This window comes from Bacteroides sp. 214 (assembly GCF_010501015.1).
In the GTDB taxonomy this organism is placed as follows: Bacteria; Bacteroidota; Bacteroidia; order Bacteroidales; family Bacteroidaceae; genus Bacteroides.
The window spans coordinates 35,067-51,951 of the sequence record NZ_QVML01000015.1 but is presented as its reverse complement, the minus strand read 5'-3'; the positions used below and the strand labels follow the sequence as shown (position 1 = coordinate 51,951).

At 41.0% G+C, this 16,885-nt stretch carries 14 protein-coding genes; 10 read left to right on the top strand and 4 right to left on the bottom strand.

Annotation, left to right across the window (positions count from 1 at the left end):
- Positions 1 to 6: 6 nt before the first annotated feature.
- Positions 7 to 4,260, bottom strand: coding sequence for a hybrid sensor histidine kinase/response regulator transcription factor (locus tag D0T50_RS10690; RefSeq protein ID WP_163223517.1), 4,254 nt, complete (start codon positions 4,258 to 4,260; stop codon positions 7 to 9).
- Between the two features lie 42 nt (positions 4,261 to 4,302).
- Positions 4,303 to 5,679, bottom strand: a complete 1,377-nt coding sequence (locus D0T50_RS10685; RefSeq protein WP_163223516.1) for a family 43 glycosylhydrolase — start codon at positions 5,677 to 5,679, stop codon at positions 4,303 to 4,305.
- Positions 5,680 to 6,451: 772 nt separating this feature from the next.
- On the opposite strand from D0T50_RS10685, the gene D0T50_RS10680 reads away from it, so the two are divergent.
- The 7 genes from D0T50_RS10680 (at position 6,452) to D0T50_RS10650 (ending at position 11,859) form a co-directional block, all read left to right on the top strand.
- On the top strand, positions 6,452 to 7,147 hold the full coding sequence (locus D0T50_RS10680; RefSeq protein WP_163223515.1) for a phosphatase PAP2 family protein: 696 nt from the start codon (positions 6,452 to 6,454) through the stop codon (positions 7,145 to 7,147).
- Between the two features lie 67 nt (positions 7,148 to 7,214).
- Positions 7,215 to 8,438, top strand: coding sequence for a sigma-54-dependent Fis family transcriptional regulator (locus tag D0T50_RS10675; protein WP_163223514.1), 1,224 nt, complete (start codon positions 7,215 to 7,217; stop codon positions 8,436 to 8,438).
- The gene (locus D0T50_RS10670; RefSeq protein ID WP_163223513.1) at positions 8,425 to 8,946 is read left to right on the top strand and encodes an LptE family protein; all 522 of its coding nucleotides are present in this window, start codon (positions 8,425 to 8,427) and stop codon (positions 8,944 to 8,946) included. Before D0T50_RS10675 ends, D0T50_RS10670 begins: the two co-directional genes overlap by 14 nt.
- Before the next feature lie 6 nt (positions 8,947 to 8,952).
- Positions 8,953 to 9,696, top strand: coding sequence for a tetratricopeptide repeat protein (locus D0T50_RS10665; RefSeq protein ID WP_163223512.1), 744 nt, complete (start codon positions 8,953 to 8,955; stop codon positions 9,694 to 9,696).
- A gap of 5 nt (positions 9,697 to 9,701) precedes the next feature.
- Positions 9,702 to 10,061 (top strand): preprotein translocase subunit SecG, encoded by a 360-nt coding sequence (secG, locus tag D0T50_RS10660; protein ID WP_163223511.1) that lies wholly within the window; start codon positions 9,702 to 9,704, stop codon positions 10,059 to 10,061.
- 90 nt (positions 10,062 to 10,151) lie between these two features.
- Positions 10,152 to 11,510, top strand: a complete 1,359-nt coding sequence (locus D0T50_RS10655) for an MFS transporter (RefSeq protein ID WP_163223510.1) — start codon at positions 10,152 to 10,154, stop codon at positions 11,508 to 11,510.
- 40 nt (positions 11,511 to 11,550) lie between these two features.
- On the top strand, positions 11,551 to 11,859 hold the full coding sequence (locus D0T50_RS10650; protein WP_163223580.1) for a PqqD family protein: 309 nt from the start codon (positions 11,551 to 11,553) through the stop codon (positions 11,857 to 11,859).
- Between the two features lie 37 nt (positions 11,860 to 11,896).
- Here the strand turns inward: D0T50_RS10650 and D0T50_RS10645 are convergent, their stop codons facing one another.
- Together D0T50_RS10645 and D0T50_RS10640 are read right to left on the bottom strand one after the other, a co-directional pair.
- Positions 11,897 to 12,964, bottom strand: coding sequence for a DUF4831 family protein (locus tag D0T50_RS10645; RefSeq protein WP_163223509.1), 1,068 nt, complete (start codon positions 12,962 to 12,964; stop codon positions 11,897 to 11,899).
- Positions 12,965 to 13,055: 91 nt separating this feature from the next.
- The gene (locus D0T50_RS10640) at positions 13,056 to 14,570 is read right to left on the bottom strand and encodes an NAD(P)H-hydrate dehydratase (RefSeq protein WP_163223508.1); all 1,515 of its coding nucleotides are present in this window, start codon (positions 14,568 to 14,570) and stop codon (positions 13,056 to 13,058) included.
- A 241-nt stretch (positions 14,571 to 14,811) separates the two neighbouring features.
- On the opposite strand from D0T50_RS10640, the gene thiD reads away from it, so the two are divergent.
- The 3 genes from thiD to D0T50_RS10625 all read left to right on the top strand — a co-directional run bounded on the left by thiD (position 14,812) and on the right by D0T50_RS10625 (position 16,883).
- Entirely contained in the window at positions 14,812 to 15,630 is an 819-nt protein-coding gene (thiD, locus tag D0T50_RS10635; RefSeq protein ID WP_163223507.1) for a bifunctional hydroxymethylpyrimidine kinase/phosphomethylpyrimidine kinase, read from the top strand.
- A gap of 120 nt (positions 15,631 to 15,750) precedes the next feature.
- The gene (hpt, locus tag D0T50_RS10630; protein WP_163223506.1) at positions 15,751 to 16,290 is read left to right on the top strand and encodes a hypoxanthine phosphoribosyltransferase; all 540 of its coding nucleotides are present in this window, start codon (positions 15,751 to 15,753) and stop codon (positions 16,288 to 16,290) included.
- Between the two features lie 20 nt (positions 16,291 to 16,310).
- On the top strand, positions 16,311 to 16,883 hold the full coding sequence (locus tag D0T50_RS10625; protein ID WP_163223505.1) for an adenylate kinase: 573 nt from the start codon (positions 16,311 to 16,313) through the stop codon (positions 16,881 to 16,883).
- The last annotated feature ends 2 nt before the right edge of the window (positions 16,884 to 16,885 follow it).

Below are 16,885 nucleotides of genomic sequence, written 5' to 3'. Positions count from 1 at the left end.
GTGTATTTAATTGTTTGTATGTTCTTCACCTTTTATATATGCCGATGGCGGCATGCCAAACTGCTCTTTAAAGCACTTGCTGAAATAGAGCGGACTGCTGAACCCCACCTGATAGGATACTTCGCTGATGTTGAAACGTCCGTCGAGCAGCAACTCGGCAGCTTTCTTTAATCGAACAATGCGGATATACTCATTGGGCGAATAGCCCGTTACGCCACGTATTTTACGAAAGAAACTGGTACGCCCCAAGTTCATTTGCGCAGCAAAATCATCGGCGCTAAACTCTGTATTCTCGATTTGTTTATCTAGGATAGCGTGTAGCCTGTCCAAGAATTGTTTGTCGCGGACAGAAGAAACCACAGGGCGGGTGATGTTCGGGTCGTTCGAAAATTTCTCGCGTAGTTTCTCTCGTTGGGTGATGAGTTGAGCGATGCGAGCGAGGAGTAACTTTGGACTGAAAGGTTTGGTTATGTAAGCATCCGCGCCACTTTCGGTTCCTTTCAGTTGATCTTCGGGCGCGCTCATAGCAGTGAGCAAGATGATGGGGATGTGGCTGGTTTCAAAATTGTTCTTTAGTTTGCCCGTTACCTCATAGCCAGTCATGCCCGGCATGAGTACGTCACAAACAATAAGGTCGGCATCGTAAGAACGAGCGCGTTCCAATCCGGCAAGTCCGTTGGGCTCCGAAGCTACTTCAAAGTAAATACTGAGTTCTTTCTCAAGAAATTCGCGTACGTCGTTATCATCTTCAATGATGAGTATTTTTTTCTTATTTAATGGGTCGGAAGAGTATGTAATTTCAGGAATTGATATCTCAGTGGGAATCTCTTCCTGTACAAAAAGCTCGTTAGTAAGCGGACTGGAAAGTAAAAAATCTTCTGCCGCATATATTGAAGCGTTCAACGGAAGTGTTACAGTGAATATTGAACCACCATTACTGTTTTCGCGATAAACAATTCTACCTCGATGCACATTTACCAGTTCGTGGGTTAGATGTAAGCCAATTCCCATGCTATCTCCTGAGAAACTACTCTGCATAAACCGCGAAAAGAGTTGGCTTTGCTTTGCTTTAGGAATACCGATTCCATTATCTGTTACCGTTAGTTGTAGTTGTTCGGCTACATTATCTATCGTTGCGGTAAATTCAACTTCACCACCATCGAGCGTATACTTAATAGCATTAGAGAGCAGGTTATAAACAATCTTGTCTACTTTGCCTTTATCTATATACATGAGGTGCGCCTCTGTTGAAGGGACAAAACAGAACGTAATTTGTTTTTTTGTTGCCGTATCGTTAAAATTGTTTGCTATATCGCGCAAGAAAGATATTACTTCTGTTTCTTCCAGTTGAAGCAACAATTTTTCTTTTTGCATCTTTCTAAACTCAAGCAGCTGGTTGACTAAGCGCAACATTCGTTGTGTGCTTTTCTCCATGATACGGATAGAATAAGTCATTTCTTTGGGTAGCTTTTCTGAGTTCTCAATTCTTTCCAATGCTCCTTGTATCAACGTCAAAGGTGTGCGGAACTCATGCGAGATGTTGGTAAAGAAAACTAATTTATACTCCGTAACCTGCCTCTCTATCTCTATCCGGTTGTGTAATGTGTAGAACTTGCGTATTGTTCGGAACGTCAGATAAATAATTGCACCTGTTATTAATAGATATAATAAATATGCCCAAGTAGTTCTCCAAAATGGTGGGGCAATCACTAACTGAAGTGTTGTCTCTTTATCACTCCAAGCGCCTACGGCATTACATGCTTTTACCTTGAGGGTGTAGCGACCAGGTGAGAGGTTCTTGTATGTAGCAACGTTCATTGATGAGGCTATACTCCACTCTTTATCAAAACCTTCGAGTAGGTAGGTATATTTGGTTCCGTTCAGCGTATGGTAGTCCAGTGTGGAAAATTCAATGACAAAGGAGTTTTGGTAATACTTTAGATGAAGTGTTTCTGTGTAACTCAACGTGCGTTTAAGAGGCGAATCTTCGCTTCCCGGACTGACTGAAACGCCATTGAATTTCAAGTCGGTGAGTACCACATCCTTTGTGTTGCGATGAGTTTCGGTCTTTGTGGGGTCAATGACAACCAAACCGTGGTCGGTACCAAAGAGCAATCGCCCATCGGGATGCAGACAGGCACTGTTTTCTATATAAACATTGCCAAGGGTAGAGTTGTCGAAAAGAAAATTCTCGAACTGAGTGGTTTCGGGTGTGAATCGGGAAATGCCATATTCAGTACTTATCCATAGTTTTCCTTCGCGATCTTCAATGATAGACTGTACCATGTTGTTGATGAGACCGTTCGCAGTGGTATAATGAGTAAACTGTAAGTCGCCATAATCGCCTTGCGGAATACACATACTGATGCCACCACCCATTGTGCCTAACCACATACGCCCTTTACTATCATAGAATATGGACTTGATGCCGTTGCCAAGCAAATGATTGTTTGCATACGTGTAACGATAGTAGTAGAGTGGGTCTTGAATCAACGAGTCGGGGTGAAACACACATACACCATCACTGGTTCCTACCCACATCCAGTTTTCTTTGTCTGCGGCTATTGTGCGCACTTCTTGTTGGCTACCGCTTCCCAATAGGAAATGTTGAAAAGTGTAGCTGCCATCTTTCTCGGGAATGGCTAAGTCGAGTCCACCGCCCAAGGTTGCCAGCCACATGCGCTGCTGGTGGTCACAAAACAAATCAAAGACCTTGTTACTTGCCAATGAAGCAGGGTTGTTTGGTTGGTTCTTATACCAACGACCATCTATACACAATCCGTCGTTGGCAGAGGCAATCCACTTCTTGTCCGAAGCATCGCGCAGCATCTTCACCACTGTTGTGTTATACTTCTCGGTGGCAAGTGTTTTTTCTAAATTGATATCATATTTATAAACATGTCCTTTGCGATTTCCTATCCAAATTTCATCATCGTTCATGCAGGTTACCATGCGAATAGAACTGGATTGGTTAACCAGTTCCTTGCTGTCGGGATAAACGCGCGAAGCACCTTCGTTGACGATGGTGAGGTGTGCGATACCCGCCGACTCGGAAGTAACCCAGATACTTCCCGACCGATCTTCTACGATATGAACCAAGCTGTTGGAGTTTACACGATTCAGCCCATCGGGCTTGTACGCATATTGCTTCATTTCGTCGGTTGAGGGATTAAAAACAAAAAGCCCTTTGTCGTACGTAGCAATCCAAAGTAATCCGCGGCTGTCTTGAAGCGCATGAAACCATCGCACAGGGATATTCTCATCGGAAAGCATAAAGTCGAAATCTTTCGTGTACCCGCTTTCTTTATTTACATAACGCAACCGTCCGCGCGAGTTGTACAGCCAAAGGTTGCCCGCGTTATCCCATTGGCGACGTACGTCGGGGATGTCGTAGAGTGGGTTCTTTTTTAGTTGCAATTGAGATAAACTAAACACAAATGCTTTTTGATGAGTCATAATTATCCAATCGTCTTGCGAAGTAAAGTCTGTTATTCTTGTAAAAGGTGTTTTTCCGGAGTTAATCCGTACGATAAATTCTGCTTCACCACTTTTAATGTTTTGTCGATAAACGTCGCCTTGATTCGTGAGAAAGAAAAGATTTTCTTGATGCGCAATAGCTGAGATAACGTGCAAGTCTCTTGCCAAAAACTCGAAAGTATCACCACTTAGCTTTATTAAACCAACGGGGGTACACATCCATAACGTATTCTCTTTATCCTCAATAATTTGCAAAATATTGTTGGTAGGTAGCTTGCCGGTTTCCTTCCTGAAAACCGAAGAAGAGAATTTTCCATCTTTGTAGGTTATTTTACGACAACCAGTTTCTTCGTTCCACAACCAGGTGTCTCCTGTGGAGGTGAGTAAGCGGTGAATGTATTTCTCGGTATGTGCACCACAACCGGTAAAATCAACAAAGCAATCGTGTGCCAAGTCGTAACAGCTATATACACCCGAAGATGTTTTTATCCATAGGAAGCCATTTTGATCCTCGGTTACACTGAGTACATGGCGGTCGGATAGGGAAAGCTGTTCGCCTTTTTCCGGGCGAAAAGTAAGAAAAGAATATCCATCATAGCGGCTCAATCCGTTGAGGGTACTGAACCAAATAAAGCCTTTGCTGTCTTGATAAATGCTACGTACAAGATTGTCGGCAAGTCCTTCGTTGAGAGTAAAGAAGGTAGAATGTACGTTGACGAAAGAAGCACACAAAGTGCTTCTCAATGTGCAAAGGAGGAAAAAAAGGAAGAGGCACTTTTTCATTTCCTACAAAGATAGATATTTAGGTAATGTAGACAAAAGAAATCAGAATACAACTATCTCCTCTATCGTTACAAAACAATCTGTACTTCCGTAACGAGCTACTTTTTTGTCCGACCACATTGGGATAATGCCCGTGACCTCTACCTCTAACGTGTAATTGCCCTTAGGTAGTGTGGGGCTCATAAATCGTACCGCACGGTCGGTTCGTTTACTGTAAAAATCCACCAAAGTAGAGACCTGTTCGTTCTGTTCTTTATCAAAGATGCGAATACGGGCATAGCCACTGTGTCCGTTAGACTCGCCCGCAATAGCAACACGGGTTCCGTTGAATGGTACGCGCAATGTGCTGCCGTTGGTGTTGGATGTGAGCTGTCCGTTGACTGACTTCCAATCGTTGGCAGCGTATTCAAAATTCTTACGAGCTATTTTCTTGGCATCGGTTAATGGGTCTACTTTCGATAGTTTGTTTATATCCCAACATTCCCAGTATTCGGGCATAAAGAGTTGCTCGCCATTAACCTCCATTGGCATCCATACGTATGTAGCTGCTGAGGCTTGATGAGGAAAAGACCATCTGTCGCCCATGTACATCGGGATTGTATCATTTCCACGCACCAATGGAAGTACGAAAGTGCATTGTGAGTAATATGTGAGGCTTCCCTCCGGTGCAAAGAGCCCTTGGCGTGTCCATGGTCCTTCTATGGAAGGTGCGGTAAAATAGAAATTGTCATTCTTTTCCCAGCTTGTTAAACCGGAACCAAGCAAGTAGTACACTCCGCTCTTTTTGAACATGGCGGGAGATTCGCCCGAATTGGGTAATCCGTTAACAACTTTGGCTTCGGCAGAACGATAATCACTGCTTAGTCTGTAGATAATTCCATGATGTATCAGCAGATAACCGGTGCCATCCGTATCTTGAAACGTACCCATATCCCAACGGCGAATAGGCTTGTCTTCGAACAACAACGGGCCATGAAATTCATAATCTCCCGCAATTGTTTTACAGGTAGCATAGCCCACGTGCGGGTCTTTATAGCTCATGTTATCTGCATGCATATACATTACATACTCTCCTGTGGCAGGGCATTTCATAACTTTTACCCGCTCGCCCACGCGATTTGGGCCAAGTATGCCGTCGGGTTGAACACCCAAAACCACATTCTCAAATTTCCATGTAACCAAGTCGTCCGACGAATAACAGCTAAAACCGGGGAAAGCATTACTCTCATCCGACTTCCACTCGCCAAAAAGATAGTATCGACCGCCATCTTCCACAATGCAAGCACCGTGTGCGTTGACTATATTCCCATCGGTATCAAACCAAGGAATGCCGTTGCGAATAAGTTTGTCGCTTTCGTTGGTAGGGTGGGAGGTACAACTCAACAATAGAGTTAAACAGAGTAGGCTAACGTATTTCATTATTTATATGAATTAATTGGTTTGGAAATTATGCAAAGGTAAGACATAGAATAAATAGCTACCATAGAGAATTGTGCCAAATACATTCAAATACGTACACAGTTTTATTCTTATTTATTGATGATGTATAGTAATCTTGACGTTTTTCTTATTGCTCGTGTGGTGCTAATGTGTCATTTTGTTAGAAGCTTCAAGAATTGAATAAAAAGAACTTTGATTACGGTTGGCTGTAAAAACACGAAAGAATGGGGCTTATTTTACTTAAAAATGGAGTCAGTTTTGATGTAAAACGCAGTCTGTTCTTATCAAAAGCGCAGTCTATTTTTTCTTTTATACAGTGACTTTTTGGAAAGATAAAAGTTACCCCTTTCTACAAGCAAACAGAAAGGGGTACGATTGTTGTCGCGAGAATTTTATACTAAAGTGTTTTTTTGTGTTGAAGGTTAAGTTTTTTTTCGTTGAAAATAACCCCCTTCAGAACTCTTGTAGCGCATGTTGATAAATAAATGTGCTTAGAAGAAAAGACCAATGGAAATGCAAAAAGAAAGCTAATAATCGCCTTTTTCGCAATAATGAGGCGTTTTTGCTGTTATAATGATACTTTTGAATGTGTAGATATTGTGTTGAAAATAGTACTTATGATTTACATAGTTCAGATAAATAATGAGGTTATGTACACAGAGTTTCTTGTTCTTATTCAGATTATTTATGTGTTAATTGTTTGGACGTCTGAAAGATATGATATAATTTTGTTGCGAATAAAAATGGAATAATGATTGACAAAGTTTTGGACTATGAGCGCAATTTGTTTTTCGCGCTAAATGGGAGTGAATCCGAATATTTAGATAGGTTTATGTGGCTTTACTCCGGAAAAACAGTGTGGTTACCTGTAGCTGCGCTTATCATATTTATCTTGTTGTATAAGAAAATGTGGAAAGAGTCTCTGTTTATCGTATTGTCTATTACTCTGGTCGTTGTACTTTGCGACCAATTTGCTTCGGGAGTTTGCAAACCCTATTTTCATCGTTTTCGTCCTACACATCATCCCGACTTTATGAATGAGGTCGATACTGTATTTAATTACCGTGGAGGTAAGTATGGTTTTATGTCCAGTCACGCGGCCAACGCCTTTGGTTTTGCCATGTTTATGGCCTATCTGTTTAAGAACGCACTGTTCTCATGGACTATTTTTATCTGGGCTACACTCACAGCTTACTCACGTATTTATCTTGGTGTACATTTTATTTCGGACGTGGTGCCTGGAATTGTTGTCGGCTTACTGGTAGGCTATGGCGTATACCGTTTATATAAATGGAGTCGTTCGCGCATATTGGCGAAAGCCGCAGTGGTGGCTCCTCCTTATGCGATGTATTCTTATCGTCAGAAGTGTGTTGCAGCAGGTGGCATTTGTGTTACAGCAGCGGTTTTGCTGCTCTTTAATTCGCTACTCGTTTCCTTATTAAGATAGATTACTCCTGTTTTCTCTTGCCCGAACGAAAGCTTTTTGTAATTTTGTCATGTTTTCAATGTGATATATGACAAAGGCTGAAATACAACAAGTAAAACTTAGATTTGGAATCATTGGTGCTAACGAAGCATTAGCTCGTGCCATTGATGTTGCCATTCAGGTGGCTCCTACCGACCTCTCTGTGCTGATAACCGGAGAAAGTGGGGTAGGGAAAGAGAGTTTTCCTCAAATTATACACCAATATAGCCGCCGTAAACACGGAAAATATATTGCCGTAAACTGTGGCGCAATACCCGAAGGAACGATCGATTCGGAACTCTTTGGGCACGAAAAAGGTGCGTTTACCGGTGCGATAAGCGAACGGAAAGGCTATTTTGGCGAAGCAAATGGTGGAACAATTTTCCTTGATGAAGTAGGAGAGTTGCCTTTGCCTACGCAAGCGCGTTTATTGCGTGTGTTGGAGAGTGGCGAATTTATCAAAGTAGGCTCTTCCAAAGTAGAGAAAACAGATGTACGTATTGTAGCGGCAACCAATGTAAACCTTACTAAGGCTATTTCCGATGGCCGTTTTAGAGAAGACCTGTATTACCGCTTGAATACCATACCAATTCAGGTGCCAGCCTTGCGCGAGCGAGGTGAAGATGTGGTTTTGCTATTTCGTAAATTTGCCTCTGATTTTGCCGAGAAATATCGTATGCCCGCCATACAGCTGACGGACGATGCCAAAGAGATGCTTATGCGTTTTGCTTGGCCGGGCAATGTACGCCAACTAAAAAACATCACCGAACAGATTTCTATCATAGAAACCAATCGCGAAGTAACTTCGGATATCTTGCGGAACTATCTGCCTGCTCAGGCGGCTCAGAAACTTCCGATGATATTCGGTTCAAAGGAAACGAAAAGCTTTGAAAGTGAGCGTGAAATACTTTATCAAGTGTTGTTTGATATGCGTAAAGATGTAACGGAATTGAAGAAACTGGTACACGAAATTATGACCGATCACTCATCGCCACATGTTGCTAGTACGCCTCAAACATACTACCCATCGACTACGGCAGTAGTGCCTACCACGCCAAAACCGTCTGCTGTAATCGAAGTGTCGCACTCGGATGATGATATTCAAGATACAGAAGAATACATTGAAGAAACACTTTCGCTCGACGAAGTAGAGAAAGAAGTTATAAAGAAAGCTTTGGAACGCAATCATGGTAAACGAAAAGCGGCTGCCAACGATTTGAATATCTCTGAGCGTACATTATATAGAAAAATAAAAGAATATGATTTGGAGTAAAAAAACGATGGAGATTCTCTTACTCTCATTATCGCTGCTTGTTATAGTGAGTTGTAGTGTGTCCTATGGATTCACAGGGGGTAAGATTGATTATACAAAAATAAAGACCATATCAATAGCCGAATTTCCCATTACGTCCGATTATGTATATGCGCCATTGGGTACTACCTTCAATCAAGAGTTGAAAGATCTTTTTGTGAGGCAAACACGTTTACAACTTGTGAATACCAATGCCGATCTTGAACTGGAAGGAGAAATTACCGGGTATACCCAAACCAATGAGGCAGTAGCGGCCGATGGATATTCATCCAGTACCCGTCTGACTATTACGATAAACGTGCGCTATATAAATAATACCAATCACGACGAAGACCTCGAACAGCAGTTTTCTGCTTATCGCACTTACGATTCAAGAGAATTGTTGACTAATGTGCAAGATGGATTGATTCAAGAAATGATAAAAGAAATCAATGATCAAATCTTTAACGCAACCGTAGCCAACTGGTAACAGTCTATGATTCAGAACAACCTACAGCAGTGGATTCAACATCCAAAAGACCTGAATAAGGATACGCTATACGAGCTTCGTAACCTTCTTTTGCGTTTTCCGTATTGCCAATCGCTCAGGCTGTTGTATCTGAAGAATCTTTATTTGTTGCACGACGCAAGTTTTGGTGGCGAACTCCGCAAGTCAGTTCTTTATATTACCGATCGGCGCTTACTCTTCTATCTTATTGAGGGAGATAAATATCAGCTATCCCCCAAGCAGAAACAAACAGTTTCTGTTATTGATGACTGGGCGGAAGAACCTAATCTTGATCGTACGCTCTCATTGATTGATGCGTTTCTTTCTACTACACCCGAAGAAGATTCGTTGCCTGTAAAACTGGATTATGTTACGGACTATACTGCGTATCTTTTGAAAGAAGAACCCCAAGATGCTCCGGAAAAACCGCGTGTCACAGCGTTGATTGATGATTTTATGGAAAATACCGAGAACGAGACAATCAAGCTTTTACCCCAGACAGAAGAGGAAGAGGGAGCAGGCAGCGGGCCTAACCTGGATTATCAGGATGTGAATGAAGATGATAGCTATTTTACTGAGACATTAGCTAAAATCTATATCAAGCAACAAAGATATTCTAAAGCACTGGAAATTATTAAAAAATTAAGTTTGAAATATCCAAAAAAAAATGCTTACTTTGCAGACCAAATCCGTTTTTTGGAGAAATTGATTATTAACGCTAATTCGAAATAAAGAAAATGTATTTATTATTAACTATCTTAATTGTTATTGCAGCTGTATTGATGTGTTTCATCGTGATGATTCAGAACTCTAAAGGAGGTGGATTGGCTTCGGGCTTTTCGTCATCGAATAACATCATGGGTGTTCGTAAAACTACCGACTTCCTTGAAAAAACGACTTGGGGTTTGGCTGCATTCATTGTAGTAATGAGTATTGCTACTGCATACGTATTGCCAAGAAGTGCTACTCAAAATGGAAGTGTGATTCTGGAACAAGCACAGAAAGAACAAGGCACTAATCCGTTGGATATCCCTTCGGGCTTTGCAACTCCTGAAGCAGATACTTCTGAAGCTGAAACAGATTCAAGTGAGCAATAAGAATTAAAAAAAGATATTATAAAGCGAGATTGTGGTTGAGAGAAACCATGGTCTCGCTTTTTTGTTTGAAACTCTTTAAAGAAAAGCACAATGACAGAAATTGTTAGAAAAAAGCTAAGTGATTCGAAAGCTGCACGCTGGACGGCATTGGCAGTTGTTTCCTTAACCATGATGTGCGCCTACTTCCTTTCTGATTGCATGGCGCCATTGGAGGATTTGTTGGTAAATGAACTAAACTGGACCAGTACAGAGTACGGCTTCCTGTCGGGCGCATATAGCTACTTTAACGTATTTCTGTTAATGTTGATTATAGGTGGGCTTATCCTCGATAAGAAAGGGGTGCGCTTTACCGGTAAAATGGCTTGTCTGATAATGATAGCTGGGGCTTCTATTAAGTTTTACGCTATTTCTCCTTTCTTTCCTTTAGGTGGAGTACTGTTCGGTATGAACTCGCAGGTAGTGGTGGCTATCATTGGTTTTGCTACCTTTGGCGTGGGTGCCGAGATTGCCGGTATTACTGTTTCTAAAGTTATAGTGAAGTGGTTTACAGGGCATGAGTTGGCTTTAGCTATGGGATTGCAACTTGCTGTTGCTCGTTTGGGTACAGCTATGGCTCTTAGCTTTGCACTTCCATTGGCACGTCACTTCAATGAATTTATCGCCGCTCCTTTGTTGTTAGGATTAGTCGTGTTGTGTATTGGTGCAATTGCTTACTTTCTTTATTGTACAATGGATAAGAAACTCGATGAGTCTGCTGCAGCAATAAATGATGAAGAAGAAAGTTTTAAGTTCTCGGATGTAAAACTGGTGCTGACCAATAAGGGATTTTGGCTGATTGCCATTCTTTGTGTCCTGTTTTATTCCAGTGTGTTTCCCTTTTTGAAATTTGCGGTACGCATGATGATTTACAAATATGGAGTAGAACCCGAATTGGCAGGCTTTATTCCAAGTTTACTACCTATCGGAACTATTTTCCTAACTCCGCTTTTCGGTACTATTTATGATCGTATAGGTAAGGGCGCTTCTTTGATGATAATTGGTTCGTTTATGTTAGTGTTGGTACATTTGATGTTCGCAATGCCATTTCTGAATGTGTGGTGGTTTGCAACAATCAATATGCTTGTGCTTGGTGTTGCGTTCTCACTGGTTCCATCTGCTATGTGGCCCTCTTTGCCTAAAATCGTTCCTCTTCAATTATTGGGTACAGCTTACTCGCTTGTTTTCTATGTGCAAAATATAGGTTTGGCGCTTGTACCTATTCTTATTGGTTGGACTGTTGATAGGTTTACGCAAACTGTGCTTCCTGATGGAACGATAGCATACAACTATACGGTGCCTATGTTGGTGTCCGTGTGTTTTAGCTCTTTGGCATGTGTGTTTGCATTATGGCTGAAGGCAGAAGATAAGAAGAAGGGCTATGGCTTGCAACAGGCTAATATAAAAAAATAACAAATTCGCGGTGAGAGCAAAGGTTAATATTCTTGATGTAATGCCAACTCGTATTGAATATATCCTTACGGAGAAAAACGATGAAGGATTAACCGTGTTGGCATTACCGCGTTTCCGAAATTCGTGGATGCAGAAATATCTTATGCCTAAGAGAGTTTCACCATACGTGCGGGTAACACTTGAAGAACATGGAACAGCGGTGTGGGAGTTTATTGACGGAAAACGAACTGTGCGAGAAATTATAAATGAACTGGCTACGCATTTTGGTAATGAAACGGATTATGAGAACCGCGTTATAACCTACATTACACAGTTACGCAAAGATGGATTAATCAAATATCTGATTTAAGAAAACCATACGCTATATATAATAAAGGTGGAAAGAATTACTCTCTTTCCACCTTTATTATACCCCCTGTTGTGGGATTAAATACTACACTTGTAGTTGTTTTTTTATTGAATAGGGCAGAGGCTAAATATTCTACAACACCAAACTGGGTTACCAAAATATCTTCATCAAAGAATACTTCTTTACGATTGGCATTGGCAATGGTTAGTCTGGCCTTGCCCGGAACATTATAGGCTACTCCATCAAGCTCTTTTTTCTTTTTATCATCTTCAGCTTCATTTGTTTCAGGAAGCGTTTTGAGGTCTTTTAATGTCAAATAGATGGGTTCGCCCGCTAAATCGCTGTTGGCTACAATGCCTAATTTCTTAGAAAAACGGAAGATAACCTCCTTCTCTAGTTCTTTTCCTGGATTTATGCGAATGATGAAAGTTCGCTCTTCTTTGTTCCTAGTTCCCGAGAAGAGTTCAATCATGGCACGCTCTTGTGCATCTAAGTTATCAAGCATGATTTTGAGTTGTGTGCCGTCTGTCGGCATAAAGTCTGCTTGTCCGCGCAATAGTGCGTTACGGCTTTCGCGAATACCGTAAATTTCCTTAGAAGTCAGTTCTGCCATTTTTGCTGTAGAGTTCGCCATTAGAATTTCTTCGGTAAGAAAGTCTCGTGGGTCTATTCTTTTTGCAACAGGAGTCGCTGTTTCTTTCTCTTCGACCACTTTCTCTTTAGTAAACGGAACGTTTATAGATTTTAATAATCCATCGGGTGTGAGTTCTACCAATGGTGCTACTGTTTTATCTTTTAATTTGATGAAGTATGTCTGTTGGTTGTTAGGTATACCTGTAGTGGTAGCTTTCACACTAGTCAGTTCCCAATATGTCTCCGGCTCTCCCGAAACATCTGTTAATCGTAAGTAGCGATCTGCATATTTGCTAAACTCTCCGGGTGTATAAGTAATTTTATTGGCTTTTACTTCAACAAGTATTTCTGTTTTTGGCAAAGCATATACTATCCCGTAGTCTTTACCCCGAGTTACTCCCTGCACCACTTCGGTTTGTGCAAAAGTGCTGGTTGCGGATAGAATGCTTAACAATACGATGAATCTTCTCATTTCATACAGTTTATGTTAGATAAACAACAAATTTAAGGAAGTTATTTGACTCTCCCCAATTCTCGACGTGAAAAAAGGCAAACAAAGGTTTTTACATACTACTGATATGCCCCCATGCTGTGGGAAGGAACTCGATAATGTCAGAAGCAGTCATAGCAATCATTCCATATTTTTGCTTTGCCAAGTCGCCTGCCATTCCATGTACAAACGTTGCGATTTTTGCAGCACTTTCGGTTTCGTATCCTTGCGCAAGTAGTGCAAGCACAATGCCGGTCAGTACATCTCCACTTCCTCCGGTAGCCATACCGGCGTTGCCCGTGGGGTTGAAGTAGCAATCGCCATCGGGTGTTATTGTAACAGAGTAAGCTCCTTTCAAGATAATGTGTACATTGCACAGGTGTGCCAGTTGGCACGCTTTATACAATCGTTCGTAGGAGTTTTGGCATTTACCAACTAACCGTTCCAATTCTTTGGGGTGCGGTGTAAGTATAGAGTTGACGGGAATATTACCTAAAAGCTGTTTGTTATTTGCCAGGATGTTTAAAGCATCGGCATCAATAACCATTGGCGTTTGAGTGCTCTTAATAAAATCAAGCACAGCGACTTCTGTTTCGGGAGATTGTCCCAATCCTGGTCCTATGCCTATTGCATCAAAGTTGTCGGCCTCTGCCGGGTAGGCGAAACAGGTCTTATGAATATCCAATTCGGTCATTGCTTCAGGAACACTTGTTTGCAAAATGGTATTGTTGCATGCCGGTGTGTGTATCGTAAGTAATCCAATTCCCGAGCGCAAACAAGCTTTCGCTGCCAAAATAGAAGCTCCTGCCATGCCTTCTGCTCCTGCTACTAAATATCCGTGTCCGAAGTTTCCTTTGTGTGCGAATTTTTTTCTGGATTTTATCAATGGACGAATATCCTGCTCCTCTACCATGCTAAAAGGAGTTTCCATCTCTTCGATGGCTTGGCGACTGATGCCAATATCAAGCAATAGCCATTTTCCTACAAACTCAAAGTTTTCGGCAAAGAGAAAGGATAACTTTGGAAGTTGCAAGCTAAAAGTGTAGTCAGCATGAATAATGGCACTGTGATTGTTCTCGGAATTATCTTCTCCCATAAGTCCCGAAGGCATATCAATAGCAACAACTGTAGCTTCGGAGGCATTTATATACTTTACTACGGCTGCAAAACCACCACTTAAGGGCTCTTTTATTCCTGTTCCGAATAATCCATCGACAACGAGATGCTCTAGGGTTAGTTTGGGTGGCACAAATTGGCTGCTAACTTCGCTGAAAGTTATCTCGGGGAGTGTTTCGACTAATTCTTTGTTGAATTGACAATCGGGTGATAGTTTCCCTTTAGGATTAAAAAGAAATACCTCTATTTGATATCCTTTTTCTGAGAGCAACCTAGCTATCGCAAGTGCGTCGCCACCGTTGTTGCCCGGCCCGGCAAAGATTACAACAGGTGTCTTTGCCGGCCATTTACAGACAATTGCGTTTGTGAGTTCGTGAGCAGCGCGCTCCATTAAATCTATTGATGAGATAGGTTCGTGCTCAATGGTGTACGCATCAAGTTCTTTGATGGTTTCTGCTTGGAATATTTTCATAAAATAATATTTAGATAGCAAAAATACACAAAACCATGGTTTTAGTAGCAATACATCAACCTTAAATTATATTGAGATAAGCACCCTTTATGCAACACTAAAATTCTGTAAAGGTTTCATTTCTGTTAAGAAACCGAACGAAATTATTGAAAAAATGAAGATGATGCTTTAATACCGTATGTTGTTTTACAAAGTTTGTTTTTCTCACTATATTTGTATCTATAAATTATACCTGATAATTATGAAACGATATCCCATTGTATTTACTATTGCAGGATCTGATTGCATCGGTGGAAATGGTGCACAGGCAGATATTAAAACCATATCAGCGTTAGGGGCTTATGCGGCATCGGCCATTACGGCTTTAACAATAGGGAATACTACAGGTCTGAAATCGCTATTCCCTATACCTCAGGAAACAATCAGGAAGCAGATAGAAACGGTTATGGAAGATATTATTCCGGACATTGTAAAGGTAGGGTTGCTGAATGATATAGAAACGATACAAACAGTAGGCGATTGTCTCAGAAAATACCATCCTAAATATGTGGTCTATGATCCTGTAATGCTTTCAGATGAAGGTATAAGGCTTATTCTTAATAAGAATATGAGCATCATTCGTAAAGAGATGTTGCCTTACACGAGTCTGCTCATTATTAATAGGCAGGAAGCTGAATTGTTTTGCGAACTTCAGATTAAAGACATTGAAGATATGCGTAAAGCGGCTGAACGATTTGCCCGAAGAAACCGGATTACTGTATTGATTAAAAGCGGTGATTTATATGAAGATGTTGTTTACGATGTACTTCGTACGCCAAATGGCGATGAACGTGTTTTTAAGGATACTGTGATACAAACTCACAACTCGCATGGAGCTTCTTGCACATTTTCGGCAGCTATAGCTACTTACCTTGCGTTAGAGTATAATATGGGGGAGGCAGTTTTGGCGGCCCGAGAGTTTGTTCGCGACTCAATAATGTATGGACATAATGTGTTTATCGGTCATGGTAAAGGACCGGTTTGTCAAACATTTGATCCGCAGAAAATGATTATCAGGTAAGTGGTAAAAAAGAACGTAATGATAGCTATTTCGACTTTTTACTTATAAATATCAACCACTATTCGGTAGATTGGAATAAAAACAGTATTTTAGCGCCACTTTTATTAAGAAACATTACTTATGAGCTTCATTGAGATTAAAGACAAGCGCTTCTCCATATCTATACCAAAGGAGAAAATTCAACAAGAAGTAACCCGCGTTGCTAATGAAATCAATCATGACTTAGCTGGGAAAAATCCACTCTTTATCAGTGTGCTGAATGGCGCATTTATGTTTACCTCGGATTTGATGAAGCAAATAACAATTCCTTGTGAGATTTCGTTTGTGAAATTGGCTTCTTATCAAGGACTTGCATCAACAGGAACCATAAAAGAGATATTGGGTGTTAACGAAGATATAACCGACAGAACATTGGTTATTGTAGAAGATATTGTAGATACAGGATTAACCATGCAACGCTTATTGGAATCACTTGGTACCCGAAGCCCACGTGAAATAAAAATAGCCACTCTGCTTCTTAAACCAGATAAGTTGCAGGTAGATTTGAAAATTGACTATATGGCTATGAGTATCCCTAACGACTTTATTGTTGGCTACGGACTCGATTACGATGGGCAAGGAAGAAACTACCCCGATATCTATACGATTGTAGAAGAATAATTTATATAACATAAGGTAAAATGCTTAACATTGTGATTTTTGGCGCTCCCGGGTCAGGAAAGGGAACGCAAAGTGAGCGTGTGGCCGAGAAATATGGCTTGAACCACATCTCAACAGGCGATGTGTTGCGCGCAGAAATAAAGAAGGGTACAGAATTAGGAAAAACAGCGCAACAATTTATTGATTTCGGACAACTGATTCCTGATGAATTAATGATAGATATCCTCTCTGATGTGTTGGATGGACTCAAAGATAGCAGAGGTGTTATCTTCGATGGATTTCCACGAACAATTAAGCAAGCAGAAGAATTAAAGGAGATGTTGAACATGCGTGGACAAGAGGTTACGATAATGTTGGACTTGGATGTTCCTGAAGAAGAGCTGATTGAAAGGTTGGTAAATAGAGGAAAGAAGTCGGGACGTGCCGATGATAACGAAGAGACAATCCGCAAGCGTCTCGATGTATACCACCAAAAGACTTGTCCGTTGATAGACTGGTATAAAAAAAATGGTAAATATGAGCATATAGAAGGTTCTGGCGATTTGGTTAAGATTACCGATGAAATATGCGAAGTGATTGAGAAAAAGAAATAAGA

Bases quoted from the DNA above. Each gene is read 5' to 3' on its own strand.
- D0T50_RS10690 (WP_163223517.1), bottom strand. From the start codon at position 4,260: ATGAAAAAGTGCCTCTTCCTTTTTTTCCTCCTTTGCACATTGAGAAGC.
- D0T50_RS10685 (WP_163223516.1), bottom strand. From the start codon at position 5,679: ATGAAATACGTTAGCCTACTCTGTTTAACTCTATTGTTGAGTTGTACC.
- D0T50_RS10680 (WP_163223515.1), top strand. From the start codon at position 6,452: ATGATTGACAAAGTTTTGGACTATGAGCGCAATTTGTTTTTCGCGCTA.
- D0T50_RS10675 (WP_163223514.1), top strand. From the start codon at position 7,215: ATGACAAAGGCTGAAATACAACAAGTAAAACTTAGATTTGGAATCATT.
- D0T50_RS10670 (WP_163223513.1), top strand. From the start codon at position 8,425: ATGATTTGGAGTAAAAAAACGATGGAGATTCTCTTACTCTCATTATCG.
- D0T50_RS10665 (WP_163223512.1), top strand. From the start codon at position 8,953: ATGATTCAGAACAACCTACAGCAGTGGATTCAACATCCAAAAGACCTG.
- secG (WP_163223511.1), top strand. From the start codon at position 9,702: ATGTATTTATTATTAACTATCTTAATTGTTATTGCAGCTGTATTGATG.
- D0T50_RS10655 (WP_163223510.1), top strand. From the start codon at position 10,152: ATGACAGAAATTGTTAGAAAAAAGCTAAGTGATTCGAAAGCTGCACGC.
- D0T50_RS10650 (WP_163223580.1), top strand. From the start codon at position 11,551: ATGCCAACTCGTATTGAATATATCCTTACGGAGAAAAACGATGAAGGA.
- D0T50_RS10645 (WP_163223509.1), bottom strand. From the start codon at position 12,964: ATGAGAAGATTCATCGTATTGTTAAGCATTCTATCCGCAACCAGCACT.
- D0T50_RS10640 (WP_163223508.1), bottom strand. From the start codon at position 14,570: ATGAAAATATTCCAAGCAGAAACCATCAAAGAACTTGATGCGTACACC.
- thiD (WP_163223507.1), top strand. From the start codon at position 14,812: ATGAAACGATATCCCATTGTATTTACTATTGCAGGATCTGATTGCATC.
- hpt (WP_163223506.1), top strand. From the start codon at position 15,751: ATGAGCTTCATTGAGATTAAAGACAAGCGCTTCTCCATATCTATACCA.
- D0T50_RS10625 (WP_163223505.1), top strand. From the start codon at position 16,311: ATGCTTAACATTGTGATTTTTGGCGCTCCCGGGTCAGGAAAGGGAACG.